This is a genomic window from Chitinophagaceae bacterium (genome assembly GCA_016717285.1).
GTDB lineage: Bacteria > Bacteroidota > Bacteroidia > Chitinophagales > UBA10324 > JACCZZ01.
The window spans coordinates 326,537-344,096 of sequence record JADKFU010000005.1; the positions used below are offsets into that span (position 1 = coordinate 326,537).

General features: G+C 41.7%; 13 protein-coding genes and 1 pseudogene. 7 read left to right on the plus strand and 7 right to left on the minus strand.

The window, feature by feature from the left end; all coding sequences use genetic code 11:
• The first annotated feature begins 124 nt into the window (after positions 1 to 124).
• The 6 genes from IPO83_11305 to IPO83_11330 all read left to right on the plus strand — a co-directional run bounded on the left by IPO83_11305 (position 125) and on the right by IPO83_11330 (position 6,734).
• On the plus strand, positions 125 to 1,021 hold the full coding sequence (locus IPO83_11305; protein ID MBK9731853.1) for a M23 family metallopeptidase: 897 nt from the start codon (positions 125 to 127) through the stop codon (positions 1,019 to 1,021).
• 34 nt (positions 1,022 to 1,055) lie between these two features.
• Positions 1,056 to 1,496 (plus strand): polymer-forming cytoskeletal protein, encoded by a 441-nt coding sequence (locus tag IPO83_11310; protein ID MBK9731854.1) that lies wholly within the window; start codon positions 1,056 to 1,058, stop codon positions 1,494 to 1,496.
• A gap of 9 nt (positions 1,497 to 1,505) precedes the next feature.
• A complete protein-coding gene (locus tag IPO83_11315; protein ID MBK9731855.1) occupies positions 1,506 to 1,688 on the plus strand; it encodes an AtpZ/AtpI family protein in 183 nt (60 codons plus the stop codon).
• A complete protein-coding gene (locus IPO83_11320) occupies positions 1,688 to 2,080 on the plus strand; it encodes a hypothetical protein (protein MBK9731856.1) in 393 nt (130 codons plus the stop codon). Before IPO83_11315 ends, IPO83_11320 begins: the two co-directional genes overlap by 1 nt.
• Before the next feature lie 378 nt (positions 2,081 to 2,458).
• Positions 2,459 to 3,076, plus strand: a complete 618-nt coding sequence (locus IPO83_11325) for a SprT-like domain-containing protein (GenBank protein ID MBK9731857.1) — start codon at positions 2,459 to 2,461, stop codon at positions 3,074 to 3,076.
• A 220-nt stretch (positions 3,077 to 3,296) separates the two neighbouring features.
• Complete coding sequence (locus IPO83_11330; GenBank protein MBK9731858.1) at positions 3,297 to 6,734, plus strand: pyruvate carboxylase; 3,438 nt, start codon at positions 3,297 to 3,299, stop codon at positions 6,732 to 6,734.
• A 186-nt stretch (positions 6,735 to 6,920) separates the two neighbouring features.
• Here the strand turns inward: IPO83_11330 and IPO83_11335 are convergent, their stop codons facing one another.
• From IPO83_11335 to IPO83_11345, 3 genes are all read right to left on the minus strand, one after another.
• Positions 6,921 to 7,610 (minus strand): DUF4918 family protein, encoded by a 690-nt coding sequence (locus IPO83_11335; GenBank protein ID MBK9731859.1) that lies wholly within the window; start codon positions 7,608 to 7,610, stop codon positions 6,921 to 6,923.
• A gap of 92 nt (positions 7,611 to 7,702) precedes the next feature.
• Positions 7,703 to 9,247 (minus strand): phosphatase PAP2 family protein, encoded by a 1,545-nt coding sequence (locus IPO83_11340; protein ID MBK9731860.1) that lies wholly within the window; start codon positions 9,245 to 9,247, stop codon positions 7,703 to 7,705.
• Between the two features lie 42 nt (positions 9,248 to 9,289).
• Positions 9,290 to 10,258, minus strand: coding sequence for a transporter (locus IPO83_11345; protein MBK9731861.1), 969 nt, complete (start codon positions 10,256 to 10,258; stop codon positions 9,290 to 9,292).
• Between the two features lie 300 nt (positions 10,259 to 10,558).
• Between IPO83_11345 and IPO83_11350 the strand changes: the two genes are divergently transcribed.
• Entirely contained in the window at positions 10,559 to 13,006 is a 2,448-nt protein-coding gene (locus IPO83_11350; protein MBK9731862.1) for a TonB-dependent receptor, read from the plus strand.
• A gap of 86 nt (positions 13,007 to 13,092) precedes the next feature.
• Here IPO83_11350 and IPO83_11355 read toward each other — a convergent pair whose 3' ends face one another.
• The 4 genes and pseudogenes from IPO83_11355 to IPO83_11370 all read right to left on the minus strand — a co-directional run bounded on the left by IPO83_11355 (position 13,093) and on the right by IPO83_11370 (position 17,471).
• Positions 13,093 to 14,877, minus strand: coding sequence for an acyl-CoA dehydrogenase family protein (locus IPO83_11355; GenBank protein MBK9731863.1), 1,785 nt, complete (start codon positions 14,875 to 14,877; stop codon positions 13,093 to 13,095).
• A 140-nt stretch (positions 14,878 to 15,017) separates the two neighbouring features.
• The gene (locus IPO83_11360) at positions 15,018 to 15,665 is read right to left on the minus strand and encodes a putative metal-dependent hydrolase (protein ID MBK9731864.1); all 648 of its coding nucleotides are present in this window, start codon (positions 15,663 to 15,665) and stop codon (positions 15,018 to 15,020) included.
• A gap of 75 nt (positions 15,666 to 15,740) precedes the next feature.
• Positions 15,741 to 16,921: pseudogene (locus IPO83_11365) on the minus strand (acetyl-CoA C-acyltransferase).
• Between the two features lie 187 nt (positions 16,922 to 17,108).
• Positions 17,109 to 17,471 (minus strand): four helix bundle protein, encoded by a 363-nt coding sequence (locus IPO83_11370; protein ID MBK9731865.1) that lies wholly within the window; start codon positions 17,469 to 17,471, stop codon positions 17,109 to 17,111.
• Positions 17,472 to 17,560: the final 89 nt, after the last annotated feature.

Sequence of the window (17,560 nt, forward strand, 5' to 3'; positions counted from 1 at the left end):
TCTTACGTCAATAGTCATTGGCAAACATCTGCCCATCCGCCCATCAACTCATCGGCACATTGTGTTTGAAAGAAGTTTTCTTCAAACACGCTGTTTTATCCATCTTTGCACACTGTTTTTTAGCATGCCAGAGCAACCTGCTGTTTATAAAAAGAAAAAATCGTGGTTTGAACGGCTCACGGACAAATACCGGTTGGTATTATTGAACGATGAGACGTTTGAAGAGGTGACCTCTTTTCAGCTCACCCGCATGAATGTGTATGTATTGGTCAGTACTATTCTTGTAATTCTGGTGCTGGTTACTGTTTCCGCTATAGTTTACACACCCTTACGGGAATACATACCTGGTTATGCAGATGTGAATATGCGGCGGGATGTGATGGAACTGAAGTTGAGAAGCGATTCGATGCAAAAAGTATTGGAGGCAAACAACCTTTTTCTAACGAATATAAAGCGGGTAATAAGCGGAGATCTGGATCCTGAAAGAATGAATGATGTAACATCCGGAGTGCAGGTGCAAAACTATGATTCCATTGATCTGGATAAAGTGTCACCAGCAGAAAACAAGTTGAGAAAGGACCTGGAAGACGAGCAACGGTTTACGGTGTCAAAGACTTCTTCTTTGCTCAAAAAAAGTTCGGCTGTGCGTGGCTTTCACTTTTTTACTCCTTTGAAGGGCTATATTACGGAACCTTTTAACGGCAGCGAACAGCATTATGGAGTTGACATTGTAGCGCCTGAAAACGAACCTATAAAATCAACATTGGATGGAATCGTTATTTTTGCCAACTGGACAGCCGAAACAGGGTACGTGATGGCCATACAGCATAATGATAATTTAATATCTTTGTACAAACACAACTCAGTACTTTTAAAGGAAGAAGGTAACTACGTAAAAGCAGGTGACGTAATTGCGATTATCGGCAATACAGGAGAACTCAGCAGCGGACCACACCTTCATTTTGAACTCTGGTATAAAGGCTTACCACTTAATCCCGAGGATTACCTAGTTTTCAAATAGCCACTCACTTTTTTCATTTCAAAAATTCATTTCCATGTTCAACACGAAAGAAAATCACCCGACCAAGCCCATCACTTCCAACCCTTCACCTAATCAATCCGCCATTAATATAATTGGCGCAGGTACTCAGATTGATGGTGAAATAAAATCTGACAACGACATCCGTGTTGATGGCAAAATGAAAGGAACTATTAACTCTAAGTCGAAAATTGTAATTGGAGCCACGGGTATTGTGGATGGCGACATGGTCTGCGACAATGCTGATATCTCCGGAAAAGTTTTCGGCAAAGTTGAAGTAAGCGACTTGTTATTTTTGAAATCCACTGGTTACCTTGAAGGAGATATAATTACCGGAAAATTAGTGGTAGAAGCCGGTGCACGTTTTACCGGTTCCTGCAAAATGGGTGTAAAAGAAATGAAGCCTGCTGAAAAATCTACCTCCCAGCAACTTCAGAAAGAATCAAAAGCAGTCTGATTTCTTCTTTTGAAATATTTCTCTATTGCTTACCAGATCATTGCCTGCATCGCTTTGGGATTTATCGCCGGTTACTTTCTCGACAAGTGGAGTGGCTGGACCTTTCCTGTATTTAAGGTAGTGCTTTCCTTTGGCTCTGTTTTACTGGCATTGTACATTATTTATAAAGAATTGATGAACGATAAGAAATAATGTACAGGACTATTTTTTCACGACTGATTATTTTAACCGCAGGTTTGGCATTGATTGTCGCATTGCTGAGTTTTTTAATTCCTGCAATTGCATCGTTTCAGTTATTTACCTGGATCTCTCTCGTATTTTTTTCATTGATCACCGCACTCACCTTATATATTGGATTAAGAGGATTGGAAAAAACCAGCTATGGCTTTGTAGCCAGCGTAAATGGAATAGTGCTGGTGAAATTGTTGCTCAGCGCAGTGCTTGTACTAATGTATGTAGTGATTACACGACCGCATAATCCGGCCTTTATTATTCCGTTTTTCGTGTTTTATATTTTATTTACTGTATTTGAAGTTCGGGAATTGCTGTTGGCGCAAAAGGTAAAGGCCAGGAAAAAGGAATAATCTGAATCCAATTCTGTTTTCAACTGAAAAAGGTTTCCTAATAAATTAATCCTGACAAAGTGGGTTTAAAAATGTTGTGTTTTTAATTCAATCACGCAAAGACCGAATGTTTGTTTAAAAAATTGGTAAATAACAACATTGCGAACTACGCCTTCGCACGGAAAAAAATTTATAAAAAATGTCATTCAGCCACTGAGAAGCTATTTTGAAATGATCTTGAAATTCTACTATATCTCCGCAACCCTTCGGCAACCTAAGTACAAGCTTTATCGAAACACTGGTCAAGTAATTTTTTTATTTGACTTCAAAACACTTCTGAAAAATGTTGGTTAATTTTTAAATTGCCTTTACGACATTTACACATTCCTCGTAAGCAAAATGACGCCAGCAGAAAATCTTGCAACACAATTATTGAAATTTTTACCGGAAGATGCGACGGACATTGTAGCACGATGGATAATTGATTATAAAATCGCCTTGACCATCACGCGCAAGAGAAGGTCAATTCTCGGAGATTACCGTTGGCCGGGAGCCGGCAAAGGTCATCGTATTTCTGTCAATGGCGACCTCAACCAATATGCATTTTTGGTAACCCTCGTGCATGAAGTAGCGCATCTTGTTACCTGGGAAAAGCACAAGCATGCTGTTTCTTCTCACGGGCAGGAATGGAAAAATGAGTTCAGGCTATTGATGGATCAATTTACCGGACGAAGGATTTTTCCGGAAGATGTACGTACTGCTTTGAAAAAATATTTTGTCAATCCTTCTGCAACGCATTGTGCCGATCCTGTGCTTATAAAAGTGTTGAATAAATATAATAAGCATCCTGTATTTCACCTCGAAGATCTTGAACACAATGGCCTGTTCCTTGCCATTGGAGGAAGGGTTTTTAAAAAAGGAGAGAAGTTGCGGAAGCGGTACCGTTGCGTAGAAGTACAAACCAAAAGGGTTTATTTATTCAGTCCGGTTGCGGAAGTGATGAAGGTGAATGGGTAGAAACAAAATGCTTTGCGTTTTCTATCAGGAAACAATTGCCACGAAGGCATGGAAATCACCGAAAAATGTTCTGGTCTGAAAAAAAAATCATTGGAATGAACAATGAACAGACGCAATGCATTGCGTCTCTACGTATCAATTTATCCGTTGTTCAATTAACAGGTGGAGTGTAACTTTACAACGTCTTCTTCTGTTCACCTTTTCTTTCTATTTTCCCTCTATGCAAAAAATAAAAAAACTACTGGTCGCTAACCGTGGTGAAATTTCCATCAGGGCATTGCGCGCTGCTTCAGAACTGGGTATCCGCACGGTGGCCGTTTATACTTATGAAGACCGTTATTCATTACACCGTTACAAAGCCGATGAAGCATACCAGATTGGTGCAGATGATGAGCCGCTGAAACCTTACCTGGATATTGAAGAAATCATTCGCATCGCAAAAATGAATCAGGTAGATGCCATTCATCCCGGCTACGGATTTCTATCAGAGAATGTTCGTTTTGCAAGGCGATGCGGCGAAGCAGGAATCATATTCATCGGTCCGCGACCGGAAGTGATGGAACAGTTGGGAGATAAAGTGGCTTCTAAAAATGTGGCGCGTTCTTGTGGCGTTCCGGTGATTGAAGACAACAAAAAGCCATTGACAGATGCCGGAATTGCTTTGAAAGAAGCGAAACGTATTGGCTTTCCGGTGATACTGAAAGCAAGTGCCGGTGGCGGCGGAAGAGGCATGCGCGTTTTGTATAAAGAAGAAGACCTGGAGAAAGCATTTGGTGAAGCACGTCGCGAGGCAGGCAATGCATTTGGCGATGATACCATCTTCATTGAAAAATTTGTAGAAGATCCCAAGCATATCGAAGTGCAATTGCTTGGTGATGAATACGGAAATATTGTTCACCTGTTTGAGCGCGATTGCAGCGTGCAGCGAAGGTTTCAGAAAGTGGTAGAGGTTGCACCATCAACTTCTCTGCAACAAAGCACCCGTGAAAAGTTATTTGCCTATGCATTGCAACTGGCACGCAAGGTGAATTACAACAATGCCGGCACTGCTGAATTCCTGGTAGACAAAGAAGAAAATGTTTTTTTCATAGAAGTAAATCCACGCATACAGGTTGAGCATACGGTAACAGAAGAAGTAACAGGTATCGATATCGTCCGCAGCCAGATTTTGATTGCTGATGGCAAAGCGCTCGATTCAAAAGAGATTGATATTCCTTCGCAGGAAGTAATTCATTGTTATGGTTTTGCCATTCAATGCCGGATAACGACAGAAGATCCTGCCAACAATTTCAAACCTGATTACGGAACCATCATTGCCTATCGAAACGCCGGTGGTCATGGTATTCGTATCGATGAAGGCAGTTCTTACCAGGGCGTAAAAGTCTCGCCGTTTTTTGATTCCATGCTTGCAAAAATTACTGCACATGGCCGCACGCTCAGTGCTGCCGCCGCACGTATGCACCGCACATTAACAGAATACAGAATCAGGGGCGTAAAAACCAATATTCCTTTTCTTGAAAAAGTAATCACACATCCTGTTTTCATCGAAGGAAAAGCTACGGTTAAGTTTATTGAATTGTATCCTGACCTGGTACGCGTGACACAAAAACAGGATCGCGGCACGAAAGTGTTGCGCTATCTCGCCGATGTGGTAGTGAACGGAAATCCCGACGTGCAGAAAGTGGATCAATCGAAAATTTTTCAAAAGCCAAAGGCACCTGACTTCAATCACTTTGAAACTATTCGCCCAGGTTCAAAACAATTACTCACAGACCTTGGCCCTGAAAAATTTGCTGCATGGCTGAAAGCGGAAAAGCAAATTCATTATACGGATACCACTTTCCGGGATGCACACCAGTCATTACTTGCTACACGCGTTCGTACGCGCGACATGATGGCTGTGGCGGAAAGTTTTGCCCATCATCATCCTGAAATTTTTTCTATGGAAATTTGGGGCGGCGCTACGTTTGATGTTGCATTGCGCTTCCTGCATGAAAATCCATGGGAACGGTTGCAGTTGCTGCGCGAAGCCATTCCGAATATTTTATTTCAAATGTTGATTCGCGGTAACAATGCCATCGGCTATTCAGCGTATCCTGATAACCTGGTGGAAAAATTTATTGAGGAGTCATGGAAAAGTGGAGTCGACATTTTCAGAATTTTCGATTCGCTCAACTGGACGAAGAGCATGAAGATAAGCATCAACGCCGTGCGCGAGAGAACCGGTGGATTGGCCGAAGCATGTATTTGTTACACGGGAGACATCGCAGACCCAAACCGTAAAAAGTATTCACTGCAATATTATCTTGATCTCGCACGTGAACTCGAAGACATGGGCGCCCACATTCTTGGCATCAAAGACATGACGGGATTATTAAAACCTTATTCGGCAACACAGTTGATTACTGAATTGAAAAAGGTGGTGAACATTCCCATTCACCTGCATACTCATGATACTTCAGGAATTCAATCTGCAACGTATCTGAAAGCGATTGAAGCTGGAGTGGATGTAATTGATGTTGCGTTGAGTTCCTTATCAGGACTGACTTCTCAGCCTAACTTTAATTCCATTGCAGAAATGATGCGCGGACAGGAGCGTGAATTGAAAATGGACATTGATTCACTCAACCGTTTTTCCAATTACTGGGAAAATGTACGTGATTATTATTATCCTTTTGAAAGCGGACTGATGGCGGGAACGGCAGAAGTGTATCACCATGAAATTCCGGGCGGACAATATTCGAATCTCAAACCGCAGGCCATCGGCCTGGGATTGGCCGACAGGATGGACGACATCAAGAAAGCATATGAAGATGTAAATGAATTGTTTGGTGACATTGTAAAAGTTACGCCTTCATCAAAAGTGGTGGGCGACATGGCGATGTTCATGATCTCCAATAAACTTACAAAGGAGGAGGTGATGGTGAAAGGCGCAACTCTTTCTTTTCCTGAATCAGTGAAAGGATTTTTTAAGGGTGAGATCGGGCAACCGTATGGTGGATTTCCAAAAGAGTTGCAACGGATTATTCTGAAAGATGAGGCTCCGTTTACTGATCTGCCGAACGCGCATTTGAAACCCATTGATTTTGAAAGAGAATTCAGACAATTTCAGGAGCAGTTTGACACTTCGCAAACCATGCTTGATTTTCTTTCCTATAAATTCTATCCGAAAGTATTTGAAGACTATTACAAACATGTGCGTCAGTTTGGCGATGTAAGTACCATTCCTACACCTGCATTTTTTTATGGTTTGAAAAGCAATGAAGAAATATTAGTGGAAATCGGTCGCGGAAAAACACTGATGATCCGTTTGTTGTATGTAGGTGAGGCAGATGAAAGCGGTTACCGCACTGTTTATTTCCGGTTGAACGGACAAACGCGTACGGTGGAAATGCTGGACAAAAAGTCGCTGGTCAAAAAGCAAACGCATCAAAAGGCATCCGGTGAAAACCAGATCGGAGCTCCATTGCAAGGCATGTTGTCAAAACTATTTGTGAAAGAGGGAGAGAAGGTAAAAAAGAATCAACCTTTGTTTGTGATTGAAGCGATGAAGATGGAAACTTCTGTTACTGCAACCAAAAACGTTGTGATAAAAAAAATTGTGCTGAATGAAAAGACGCTGGTGGAGGCTGACGACTTGGTGATGGAGGTGAGTTGAGAATTAGGAATTAGGAATTAATTTGGAATGTACAAGATAGGATTTTGCAATAAGACTAAAGACTACTAACGACTAACGACTAAGGACTAAGGACTTACAACTTACAACGGGAAATTGCTCAACAACCTGAACAATATAAACCCAAAACATTTCAAACCCTCAAACAATATAAACCCTGAAAACCCTTCATACTTTCCCTATCACTTTCAAATACATCTCCACATACTCCTCCACTTTTTTTCTCCGGTATTGCATAATGAATCTGGGATGCTCCAGTGAAATGATCTTTTCGAAATAGGGAAAATCAGCATTCAGTGTTTCAAGCATTTTCATATTCTTGCCGGAACCGATACAGATGGCCCTATTATTTTTTGCTCCAAGAGCAGTCTGTTGCTTCCATGTTTTGCGGATGAAAGGAGTAGCAGCTTCCTGCAGCTTTTTATCGTCATAATAATTATAGTTTTTGGTTCCTTTCATAAAGCCCAACGGACAAGTGGCAGTAAGAAAAAATTGCCGGTAGAATTTATCAGTGCCACCAAATGCATCAATCACTTTGTAAATAAATTCGCTCGACAGTTCACGCTTGTTTCCAAGGTTGTTTTCAATTCCACAAAAATCCCTCAATGCAACAGGATCGGTAAATGAAATACCCGTAGCGCCGCTTCCAAACCTTCCGGGATTAATGCCGAAGATGAAAGTGCGTTTTTGATGGTCGTTGCAATACTTCCCGAAAAACTGTTGCACATAGTCCATTACTTTTTCTTCCCGGTAGGGATTTAAAACGATAGTTTGCAATGCAGAAGGAAGACTAAGTTGAAGTGAACTATAAAATGAAATCACTTTTTCTGCGAAAGTGGAAACTGAGACATCCTGCATGTATCTTTTAATTTGAACTTGTATGATACACAAAAAAAAGCAGCGGACTGATAGGTCCGCTGCCTGAATAAAGTCAGAAGTTTCTGAATTAATTAATTTGCTCCATCTGCCTTTGCAGCATCCACCGCATAATCTCCAATCGCAATGCCGGTTGTTAATCCCACTTCACAATCGAAGCGATAATGAATACGCGCATAGATGCGTGACTCTGTTGCATCTTTTGCCCATTCCTGAAATTGGGAAGAACCGTCCGGGAAGAAATACGAAAGGACACTACAGCCTGCGCCGGAGAAAGTAGCATGGCCGGAAGTGTAGGACGGAAAACTTGGAATACCAATAATTGTTGTTATTGATTCATCTGCTCCGGAAGGTCTCGGATAATGATAGTAATATTTTGAATCAAAGCAACTGATACCGGCATCTTCCATTGCCATGTTCAGATAAGCATATACACGTGCTGTTCGCAACGGGTTGAGCTGATCCTGCACGATGTATTCTTTTGCGAAACGGTTCCAGTGTCCCGGTGGCGTATACGTGCCGGGACCATCAGCCCAGAAGTATGCAATATCAGCTTCTTCTTTCGTAAGATTTTTCATATAGCCTTTCAGTTCATCTGTTGCTGTTAAAAATGCTGCAGAGCCGGGAGCTGGCGGAGCAGGAGGTCGAACTGCTTCCACACCTGGAATGAACCACGGTTTTACTTTGCTGAATAGTGGAGTCAACCCAACCGGGCGTTCCGGTGTTTCAAGATTTTTCCACGACCATCCAAAGTTTACAATCGCTGCATTTTTAATGGAATCGGAAATAGGTTTTGGCGTTTGCGCATTCTTCATTCCATCTGTCTTGGCGCGATCAATAAATTTCGCAGCAACAGCACGACCCAGAGAATCGCCGGCTGCTATATCGCTTGATACATTCATGCCTGCCCACATGCGGGCATTCTTCAACTCGAGTGATTTCGAGATGATGTAATCTTTTTCAAGAGGAAACATCGCAGAGAGGATCACTTCAGAAACGGCTGCTATTGCTGCATCTTCCGAAGGATAACCCGGCAAATCATTTTCAGGAAGAAGTGTCTGAATAGCAGCATCAGCTTTGTAAGGAGCAACACGGTTGTAGGTATATTTCTCATGCCATACCGAAATCAACGCATCAAACTGTGCACCGCTCCAATATGCATACATCCGGGAAGTATATTGCGGATGCGCAAATGGGAAGTAAGGATAATTTCCCGGATTGGCTGCATCCGGCGCTGGGTAAGTGCCATCGGGATTAGGAGTAGGAGGCATGTTATACTTTGCTGCCAGTTCGCTTGCAATCTCATTCCAGCGAATGAGTGAATTGCTTCCCCAATATTCAACCGCTGTTTTCTGATCATCAGTTAGATTACTGATCGTAGCTTTCAGATCTGATAACTCTGACTGATAAGCTGCCGATGAAACCTCAGCGGGAGCAGACACTCCTACCTCACTTCCATCAGTAAGTAATACAGGTTTCCAGGTGCCTCCATTTTCATCAAGTGATTTAAAGGTGTAAGGTTGTATGCTCATCCCGGTAGGAATATCTTTGTTGCACGATTGCAAAAATGTTGCAACAGTGATAATAAGTATGATAACCGGCAGAAAATTCTTTCTCATATTGTTTGAGTTATTTGTATCAGTTAAAATTATTTGATTGAATTAATTTTTGTCTTTGTTCCACAGCGCAAAGAAATAGCTCACGCCGCCGCCAAGGGTTGTTGATTGTCCCACGTTTCTTCCGGTAAGTACATAACTTCCTGAAACATGCACACCCAATCCTTTAACAAAGTTTGGATAGTATTGAACAGCGGCACCAATGTTAGTGTAGTCCATTTCATTGGAAGGAAATCCCATGTCCTGCACACGAATGTCGAAGCCGCCCAGGGTATTAAATCCGCCGTAAAAAATTTCCGCTTTAAATGCTTTATCAGTTGTCTGGTAACCGAGCGTTGCTGAATAATCTATTGCATCCGGCATCTCGACTTCGTTGCTGAAATAAGCCTGTGTGGTGTAATAGTAATCGCGTGGTAATATGCAGTTACCACGAAGATTATAGGCGCCCTGCAACCGCGCATACAATCCATTGTTCAATGTGTATTGAATAATGGGTCGCAAGGAAACTTCCGTACAACCTAAACCAATGCTGTAAGCGTAATCAGGTACGTAGTTGCTCAGTGGAGTCATGAATCCAACTGTTACGAGCGCATTAAACTTTCCGGGACCTAATTCGGTTTCAAATGCATTTACTTTTACTTCAAGGTTCAGGTTTTGAAATCCTTCGGTGCCTTCAATCTGTCCCGCACTCGGGCGTGTGAGTACATAAGCAAAACCTCCCATCACATTGATCCTGTCCGTGATTCCCAGATCAAACATTGGCATTATGGTATGACGTGTAAGGGTACCAATATTGCCATTCTCTCTTTTCTTGGTGCCTTCCCAGTACTCATGCCATGAGTCATGATTGTAGGAAAGATCAAAACAGATTTGTCCTTTGTCCATCATCACCGCGTCGGAAGGCGTCTGCCCGTTACCAAACCTGCAACAGGCCATAAATATGGACAGCAGGATGAATCGGTAAATGAATGCGCGTGTATTGTGTTGTGTCATCTTCAGTATATTTTTTAACATCGGGCAAAGATATTTTAGAACAGATGCTATGAAACACAGTTGGGAGTTCGTTAACAAAGATTTACATTCTGTTATGAAAGCGATGGTGGCTCATTGATTCAATACGATGCGCAGGAAATTTTTTTTGTATTGAAGTGACAGCTTGCATTTTGATGCTTCCTTCTTGCTGTCCGTTGAATGGTTTTATGTTTACAATATTGAACGGACTTCTGCTGCTGTTAATGATATTTAAAAGCTGCGCCAACATTCTGCCATGCACAATCACACTGCCTATCTTTGCTGCGTACCTATAAGCAAACAATGATTCGATCACTACGATTTTCGATTGCTGAAACTGTATTTATACTGCTTTGCTTTTGCCTCTCTTCCTTTGCTCAGACTTCCGCAAACAGAATAACAGGAACAGTTACTGATGAAAATGACCAACCACTTTCAAATGTATCCGTGGTGATTATAGATAAAAACAAAGGCGTCTATACAAATGAAAATGGTACGTTCCTGATTAAAAATGTCGTACCCGGAAAGTACGTGCTGAAAGCTTCATTAATAGGTTATGAACCTGTTTCAATGGACGTAATGGTTATTGATGGCAACATTGTAGACATAGTTTTTAAACTTCCTTTGAATGCAACGGTGCTTAGCAATATTACTGTTGAAGCTGAAAGAGAGAAAGAAACTATGCAACGCCTCAATGATGTGGAAGGAACCTACCTGATAGCAGGTGTGAAGAATGAGGTAATAGAATTGAAAAACACAGAACTTAATGTTGCACAAAATTATGCGCGTTCAGTATTTGCAAAAGTGCCTGGCGTTTTTGTGTATGAGTATGATGGCTCTGGTAACGCTGTAAATGTTTCAACCCGTGGACTCGATCCACATAGAAGCTGGGAGTTCAACATACGGCAGAATGATATCATGATCAATTCCGATCTGTATGGTTATCCTGCCAACCATTACAATCCACCTATGGAAGCAGTGGAAAAAGTGGAGTTGATTCGTGGATCTGCCGCACTTCAGTATGGTGCGCAGTTTGGCGGCATGTTAAATTACAAGTTGCATGAAGCAGATACTACCAAGCCTTTTTCTTTTCATACGCAGGTGTCTCGTGGCTCCTACAATTTCATCAGCACTTTTACGGAGGCTGGTGGTAAAGCAGGTAAGTTATCGTATTATGGTTTTTATAATCACCGGTCGGCAGATGGCTATCGCGACAACTCCAATTATTACTATGATGCCTGGCACATCGGACTAAACTATCCATTGATGAACAATCTTTGGCTAAAGGCAGAGGTGAGTCATATGAATTATCTGAACAAGCTTCCCGGTGCGTTGAATGATTCGATGTTTTATGAAAATCCGAAGCAATCTGTGCGTAGTCGCAATTATTATAATCCGAATATTACCGTTCCCGGTTTAAATCTTACCTGGAATATTAAAGGCCGTTCAACAGTTAACCTCATTACTTCTGCGGTGCTGGGCGATCGCAACAGTGTGCAATGGCTGGGACTTGCCACTACACCGGATACTTTCAATACAAAGATTGGTTCTTACAATCCACGGCAGGTTGATATTGATCATTTTCACAGTTTCAGCACAGAGCTCAGGTTTATTCATAAATATCATTTCTTACGGCAGGAAAATAAATTTAATGTAGGTTACCGTTTCATCCACAACAATTTGCACCGGTTGCAGCAAGGCACCGGAACAACCGGTTTTGATTATGATCTCACGGTAGTTTCTGATCCGGCATTTAAACGCGACATCAATTATGTTTCCATCACAAATGGATTGTATGCAGAGAACCTTTTTCAGCTAACAAAGAACTTTTCCATCACGCCGGGCTTACGCTTTGAAATGGGTCAGTCAGACCTGAAAGGAAAAATCACTTACATTTCTGACAGTGATCTGCCGCAAACTATTGATCATAATTATATTTTGGCAGGCATTCGGGGAGAGTACAAAATAAACAAGAGGAACAATGTGTATGGTGGTTGGTCGCAGGCTTATCGCCCGATGATCCTTAAGGATATTGTGCCTGCCACAAGTTTCGATCAGATTGATCCGGATCTGAAAGATGCAACAGGTTACAATGCGGATTTGGGAATCAGAGGAAATATTTCAGAATGGCTGAACTATGATATCAGCGCGTTTGCAGTACAATACAACGATCGAATTGGAACACTTGTAGAAGTCGATGACACCGGCGCCACTTATTTTTTCAAAACCAACGTGGGTAATTCATTGAATTACGGATTGGAAGTGTTTGCAGAATTTTCTCCTTTCGTGATGGGAAATTTTTCTCCATGGATTCGGGGCTTTTCAATTTATACTTCATCAGCTTATATGCATGCGCGCTACACAAAAGGCAATGTGGTGGCAAGTGGTGTAAATACTGATGTTACCGGCAATAAAGTAGAAACAGTACCTGACTGGAATTTGCGATCCGGCATTTCCTATCGTTTCAAATATTTTTCTGCGTCGCTGATGCACAGTTATGTAAGTGAAGTGTATACTGATCCGTTAAATACGGAACAACCCAATGCAAGCGGTACGTTGGGAATTGTGCCGTCCTATCAGATCTGGGATGCAAATGCGGCCTGGTATTATAAAAATTTAAACTTAAAACTGAATATCACCAATCTTGCTGATCGTTCTTACTTCACCAAGCGTCCAACGTTCTATCCTGATCCCGGAATCTGGCCCTCTGATGGAAGAGCAATTACCATATCATTTGGTGTCAAAATATAGTGGGAAATTTTGCAGCAAAAAAAGAGGTAACAACTTTCGACGGTTGTTGCCTCACACAACAAAAAAAACTTTAAGAAAAAACTTCCTTAGAAGCAATACTTGTTCTCCGCAATAAGCTTGTCAGCGATGCGTCTCCTCGCATTTTTGCAGTTGAAGGGTTCCATTTTAGTGAAACGTTTCAATCCAACCAGCATCATTTTCATTTCATCACCTTCAGCAAATGATTCCAACGCATTCTTGGCTGCTGTTTCGAGGCGATTAACGGAATCATGCAAATGAACACCAAGTATATCATTCAACAATGTAACATCATGTCCCATTGATTTTAGTTTTTCAATGCGCAGCAACAATGATTCACTTGTATAAATTTCAGAAAGCATGTCGGAAACATTCATCAGTAGTTCCTGTTCGTCTTCCAATGCCATCATCAGTTTTTGAACGGCAGCACCGGCAGTCATCAGCGTTGCTTTTTTCATGTGCGTTACTATTTTTTTCTCGTACGCATAGTCTCCCTCGGCTTCCGAAAAATCAGGCATTGACATCAGTTCTTTTTGCACCGCCATGGCAGGCGACATCAAATCGATTTTTCCTTTCAGTGCTCGCTTCAGCAACATGTCAACCGAAAGCAGCCGGTTGATTTCATTCGTGCCTTCAAAGATGCGGTTGATGCGTGCATCACGATAGGCACGTGCAGGAAGATATTCTTCCGAAAAACCGATACCGCCATGCACCTGAACGGTTTCATCCACGAGGTAATCAATCATCTCAGATCCCATTACTTTTAACAACGCACATTCAATAGCATACTCTTCTGCGGCACCCATCAGTGCTTCATGGTATTTTTTACCTTCTTCCAGCAAAGTGATTTTCTTGTTTTCAATATCGCTGGCAGCCCGGTACATGGCTGATTCCACTGCGAAAAGCCGGATCACCTGTTCCGCAAGTTTGTATTTGATAGCGCCGAAGGAAGCTATCGGTCTTTTAAATTGTTCACGTTGTGTAGCATATTGAATAGTAGTGTTGCATAACCTTTTTCCTCCGCCAACAGTGGCCGCTGCTAATTTCAACCGGCCGATGTTGAGAATATTGAATGCAATCAAATGTCCTTTTCCTGCCTCGCCCAATAAATTTTCCACAGGAATTTTAACATCCTGAAAAAATATCTGGCGTGTGGAGGAGCCTTTGATGCCCATCTTTTGTTCTTCTTCACCGCGAGATAAGCCGGGCGATGTGGCTTCCACAATAAAACCAGTAAACTGCTCTCCATTTATTTTTGCAAACACAATAAACAGATCAGCAAATCCGCCATTGGTGATCCACATTTTTTGTCCGTTTATGATCCACGACTTTTTATCATCACTTAATATCGCTGATGTTTTTGCGGCCAATGCATCAGAGCCTGAACCCGGTTCCGTTAAGCAATAAGCAGCTTTCAATTCACCCGTTGCAAGGCGTGGCAAATATTTTTTCTTTTGTTCTTCTGTACCGAAATACAGAATGGGCAATGTACCAATACCGGTGTGTGCTGAAATGGAAACACCCAATGAACCGGCATCGCCAAGTGCTGCGGTGAGAAACGTAGAGGTGATAAAATCTTTTCCAAAACCACCATATTCTTCCGGTATGGAAGCGCCTAACAAGCCGAGATGGCCCGCTTTATTTATGAGTTCAACAGCAAGGCCTGCTTCCTGCTTTTCAATGCGTGCATCGTTAGTAAATAATTCCTGCTCCACAAAATCACGTGCCATCTGCACCATCATTTTTTGTTCTTCATTTATTTCTTCAGGTACAAAAATGTCGGAAGGTGAAGTTTCCCTTACCAGGAATTCACCGCCCTTGGTTACATTTCGGAGGATGGTTTCAGTTGACATGGAATAAGTTTTTTAAATGGTGGATGTATTGAAAATCAGGAAACTAAATAAGACTTTGTTGTAAAATGAACGCAGCGTTAATTGTTTGTCAGCACCAACATTTATTCGCTGCGTTCATGAATCTTAATCCATTGAAGTAATTACTTCTTCACCTCTTTTTTCACTTCCGGCTTTACGGCTTTTTTAACATCAGCTTTTTTGGCTATACTTTTAGTGGCAGTCACTTTTTTCGCTTTTGATTTTGAAGCGCTGAATTTTTCTTTTGCTTTCAGAATGTGATTGTAGTGGTGCTCACCATGCCAGATGTACATGGCAAGAATCTCTTTTAACTCATAGCTCATCTGATGTTCCGGATGATAAAACACGCGCTCAAAGTCCTGTTCACTCATCGACTTTAATAAAATAGCCCAACGCTTGTGGAGGTTGAACAACAAGTCAAATGAAAAAGATGTTGCAGCATTTTTTCCGTCCTCCAGTTCTGACCATGCCTGCGGATCATAAGGTTTAATCGTTGGCATATCTTCCGTTAAAGCAAGTTTGAAACGGATGTAGGCATTCATGTGGCTATCAGCCAAATGATGAATCACCTGGCGAATGGTCCATCCATCCTGCCGATACGTTGCATCGAGTTGTTCTTTGGTCAAACCAGTGATGATCCTTTTTAACTTACCCGGGAACTCATCAATTTTGCGGGTCATTTGTTGAATCTCTTCATTCGAATAGCTCTTTCCGAATTCAAACATTCCGATCGGGAATCTCAATTGCTGAGTTTTGTCAGCTTCAATCATTGTGGTCATTGTTACAGTCTGTTTTGGTTTAAAAAAATTATGAAAAATTTAAAGTCTTGATTTATCTGTATTAAACTAAGCGATAGCTTCGATCACACCGGCAATTCCTTGTCCGCCACCGACACAAGCCGAAACAATTCCATATTTCTTATGGGTTCGTTTCAATTCATTGATGAGTTGAACAGAAAGTTTTGTTCCACTGCAGCCCAATGGATGGCCGAGCGCAATGGCGCCTCCATTCGGATTTACTTTTGAAGGATCAATTCCTAATGTTCGTACAACAGCTAACGATTGTGTCGCAAATGCTTCGTTGAGTTCAATCACATCAATGTCCGCTAACTTCATACTTGCCTGCGTTAAAGCTTTGGGAATTGCTTCCACAGGCCCAATGCCCATTATACGTGGGTTAACACCTGCTGAAGCGCAACTCACTAATCGTGCAATGGGGTTCAAACCGAGTTCATTCACCATTTTTCGCTCATCACAATTACGAAAGAAGCGCCATCAGAAGTTTGTGATGAATTGCCGGCTGTAACTTGTCCACCCAATTTAAATGCTGGTTTTAGTTTGGCAAGCGCTTCCATGGTAGTATCTGCGCGAGGTCCCTCGTCGGTATCTACGATCCAGTTTTTTGTTTTCCGTTTTCCGTTTTCAACGGTAACTTCCTCAACTGTCACCGGCACAATTTCATTCTTGAATTTACCTTCCTTAATAGCTGCGACTGCTTTCTGATGTGATTGAAATGAAAACAAGTCAGCGTCTTCACGACTGATATTGTATTCGCGTGCCACTTCTTCAGCGGTAAGTCCCATGCCAAGGAAATATTCAGCATGATCTTTTGCCACATAATAATTCGGAACGGTCTTCCAACCCATAGTTGGAACCAACGACATCGATTCTGCTCCTCCTGCAATAATGCATTCCGCCATTCCGCTTCTGATTTTTGCAGTTGCCATAGCAATTGCTTCAAGACCACTTGCACAGTAGCGATTGATAGTTACTGCAGGAACGCTCACCGGCAACGCCTGAATCGCGATCCATCGCGCAATCTGCAAGCCTTGTTCAGCTTCAGGTACAGCATTGCCAACAATAAGATCATCCACTCTTTTGGGATCCAGTTGAGGAACATCGGCCAGTAGCTTTTTAATCACTTGCACGGCCAGATCATCCGGTCTCATAAATCTGAATCCACCTCTTTTTGCTTTGCCGACTGCGGTGCGAAGGCCGGAAATGATGTATGCTTCCTGGTTGGACATATTTTTTAATTAATGGTTTGATTTGAGACTTGAAGACTTAAGACTTGAGACTTAAGACTTGAAGACGTAAGACTTGAAGACGTAAGACTTGAAGACGTAAGACTTGAAGACGTAAGACTTGAAGACGTAAGACTAAAAGGCATAAGAGTAAAGGTGTAGGATTGGTGACGAATGATTAATGACAATATTAATTTTTTTTCAAATTGTTTCTTTGAAATGAAAAAGTCATGCTTTGCCAGGTTTCAATTTTCGCAATAATGTTATTTGCTTCTTCTGGTTTCAGATAATCCAATTTCATACAAACAATTAAATCGGAAATCAATTCATTGGATGAGCCAAGAGATATGTCAATGAAATAACTGAAATCTTTCGCAGTTCTTCTGCCACAACCTTCAGCAATATTTGAAGGCATTGAATTCGCTGCCCGCCTCATTTGTGAAACCATTCCAAAAATTTCTTCCTTAGGCATTTGTTTCGTCGCTTTGTAAGTGGTAACAGTTATGCTAACTGCTTCCTCCCAAATTTTAAGTTTTCTAAAATTGTGTTCCATATTGATTTGGTTCTATAATGTTCCATATTTAGTACTCTACAAACATCTTCGCAAATTACCCTTTCAACTAAAATTTACAAGTCTCACGT

Coding starts and splice junctions, on each gene's coding strand:
- IPO83_11305 (MBK9731853.1), top strand. CDS start 125: ATGCCAGAGCAACCTGCTGTTTATAAAAAGAAAAAATCGTGGTTTGAA.
- IPO83_11310 (MBK9731854.1), top strand. CDS start 1,056: ATGTTCAACACGAAAGAAAATCACCCGACCAAGCCCATCACTTCCAAC.
- IPO83_11320 (MBK9731856.1), top strand. CDS start 1,688: ATGTACAGGACTATTTTTTCACGACTGATTATTTTAACCGCAGGTTTG.
- IPO83_11325 (MBK9731857.1), top strand. CDS start 2,459: ATGACGCCAGCAGAAAATCTTGCAACACAATTATTGAAATTTTTACCG.
- IPO83_11330 (MBK9731858.1), top strand. CDS start 3,297: ATGCAAAAAATAAAAAAACTACTGGTCGCTAACCGTGGTGAAATTTCC.
- IPO83_11335 (MBK9731859.1), bottom strand. CDS start 7,610: ATGCAGGATGTCTCAGTTTCCACTTTCGCAGAAAAAGTGATTTCATTT.
- IPO83_11340 (MBK9731860.1), bottom strand. CDS start 9,247: ATGAGAAAGAATTTTCTGCCGGTTATCATACTTATTATCACTGTTGCA.
- IPO83_11345 (MBK9731861.1), bottom strand. CDS start 10,258: ATGTTAAAAAATATACTGAAGATGACACAACACAATACACGCGCATTC.
- IPO83_11350 (MBK9731862.1), top strand. CDS start 10,559: ATGATTCGATCACTACGATTTTCGATTGCTGAAACTGTATTTATACTG.
- IPO83_11355 (MBK9731863.1), bottom strand. CDS start 14,877: ATGTCAACTGAAACCATCCTCCGAAATGTAACCAAGGGCGGTGAATTC.
- IPO83_11360 (MBK9731864.1), bottom strand. CDS start 15,665: ATGATTGAAGCTGACAAAACTCAGCAATTGAGATTCCCGATCGGAATG.
- IPO83_11370 (MBK9731865.1), bottom strand. CDS start 17,471: ATGGAACACAATTTTAGAAAACTTAAAATTTGGGAGGAAGCAGTTAGC.